Origin of the sequence: Psychrobacter sp. ASPA161_6 (genome assembly GCF_051970285.1) — a bacterium.
Classification (GTDB): Bacteria; Pseudomonadota; Gammaproteobacteria; order Pseudomonadales; family Moraxellaceae; genus Psychrobacter; species Psychrobacter glaciei.
Genome location: NZ_JBEFNJ010000013.1, coordinates 1 through 1,652, shown reverse-complemented (window position 1 = coordinate 1,652; position 1,652 = coordinate 1). Strand labels below are relative to the sequence as shown.

The 1,652-nt window shown below is 50.1% G+C and carries 1 protein-coding gene; it reads right to left on the bottom strand.

The window, feature by feature from the left end:
• A partial coding sequence (locus ACTQ9T_RS14550) for a YadA family autotransporter adhesin (protein WP_440465490.1) occupies positions 1-1,652 on the bottom strand: 1,652 nt, incomplete at both ends.

The following is a 1,652-nucleotide window of genomic DNA, read 5'->3' as shown; positions in this document are numbered from 1 at the left end:
CCTTGATTTGCTACGTTTGCAACGGATTCTAGTTGTGAGACGTTCACCGCATCACTGTCATTAGTACCAGCTGCAACATTGACAATCTGACGGTTGCCACCAGCTGCTCCTGTACCTACTGATACCGCTCCTAAAGTAGTACTATTCGTTGCGGCGATTGCAGATTGATCAGCAGTTAATGCCGCTGTTGGAACAAAACCTGTAGCCCCACCTGCAACATTCGCTACTGAGTTACGACCAAGAGCCACACTATTTGTGGCACTTACTATAGAGCCTTGACCAAGAGCAGTTCCGCCTGCTGCTGCTGTGTTTGCCTGATAACCAAGTGCAACCGTGTCCCCAGCGGTAGCTTTAGCTTGATAGCCTATAGCGACCGTACGACTTGAACTTCCGCTCGTTGCTCCTTGTCCAATGGATACTGAATTTACACCTGCTCTAGCACCTTGACCACCAGCAAAGGCATTAATACCAGCATTAGCACCCTGTCCGATAGCTGTTGCGTTATTATTGTTTGCAGTAGCACCCTCGCCGATGGCTGTTGCACTACCAGCTGCTCTAGCATTCTCCCCGACAGCAGTCGCACTGTTTCCATTAGCAATAGCATTTGAACCGACTGCGAGAGCATTAGTGCCTGTTGCGACTGTCGTGAACGGTTGAGCACTGCTTGAACGTATCGGGAAATCGATATTAGAAACTGCAGTAGTCAGACTGTTTAGCTGATCACCGGTCACGGCATCTGTTGACCCAACAGAGACATCGCCATTGGTTAGACCACTTAACGTACGTGTGCCAGCTGTTCCAGAGACATTGATTGAAGTACCACCAGTCTGAGCGCCTACAGTAATCGCACCTGTTCCCGTATCTTGACGTACGATACCGGTTAGACCTGTAGTTAGATTATTAAGATTGGTAGTATTAGTTACGACATTAGTATTGACCGCTTCCAATTGACTGACGTTGACAGCATCGGTATCAGCGCCGCCTGCAGCAACGTTGGTTAGCCGACGTTCACTGCCTGCACCACCGATACTGACAACATTACTGCCTACTGCTGTTCCTACGACGGTTGCTCCAGTTGGAACAAAGCTTGCGACGCTAGAGGCAGTCACAGTAGTATCGTTACCAATGCCAACCGCTCCATCCAAGCCCGCTGCGATAGTGACGTTATTACCTAATACAAAGGCATTGTCAGCATCGATGGTATTATCGTTACCTAGTGAGTAGCTACCTGTTCCCGTGATAGTAGTTGGATCACCAATAGCACCAGAGTTATTGCCTGAGACATTGTTACCTGTACCGACACTAATACTAGAAACTCCAGAGGCTATAGCTCCCTGACCAATTGCGATGGCACGATTGTTGGTGGCTTGTGCACCGTCCGCGATGGTGCCGCCACCACCGATGGCGATAGCGCCATTACCAGCGGTTCGCGCTGCGCCGCCGCCAGCTGCACCGCCGCCTATGGCAACAGAGGATCGACCTGTTGAGCTTGCAGCTCGACCGATAGTGACACCGTATTGCGTATTACTACTAGTATCTGCACCAAGTGCAATGGTGTTTTGACCTGCTGCAGTGGCATTTTCGCCAAGGGCATAAGCACTGTTGCCAGAAGCGGTAGAATCCTGGCCGATCGCGATAGATTTTGAATTATT